This is a genomic window from Bradyrhizobium sp. NBAIM03 (assembly GCF_020194055.1).
In the GTDB taxonomy this organism is placed as follows: domain Bacteria; phylum Pseudomonadota; class Alphaproteobacteria; order Rhizobiales; family Xanthobacteraceae; genus Bradyrhizobium; species Bradyrhizobium yuanmingense.
Genome location: NZ_JADYVS010000270.1, coordinates 1 through 391, shown reverse-complemented (window position 1 = coordinate 391; position 391 = coordinate 1). Strand labels below are relative to the sequence as shown.

Here is a 391-nt window from a genome sequence, read left to right as displayed (position 1 = left end):
TGTGCAACAGACCATCCTTGCCGGGCAGCAAAGAGACGAAAGCGCCAAAGCTCGTCGTCTTGACGACGGTGCCGAGGTAACGCTCACCGACCTCGGGCATCTGTGGGTTAGCGATCGCGTTAATCATCGAACGGGCAGACTCGGCCGAATCTCCGTTATCAGCCCCGATGAAAATCGTGCCATCGTCCTCAATAGAGATATTGGCGCCAGTGTCGTCCTGAATCTGGTTAATCATCTTGCCCTTGGGGCCGATGACCTCACCGATCTTGTCCACTGGGATGTGAACGGTAATGATGCGCGGAGCAGTCGGGGCCATTTCATCGGGAGAATCGATGGCCTCGTTCATCACCTCAAGGATCGCGGTGCGAGCCTCCTTAGCCTGCTTGAGAGC

1 protein-coding gene is annotated in these 391 nt (G+C 56.5%); it reads right to left on the bottom strand.

All coding sequences use genetic code 11. The annotated features are described in order from the left end of the window. A partial coding sequence (locus I6F21_RS38465) for a KH domain-containing protein (protein ID WP_225184483.1) occupies positions 1–346 on the bottom strand: 346 nt, incomplete at its 3' end. Positions 347–391 lie beyond the last annotated feature (45 nt).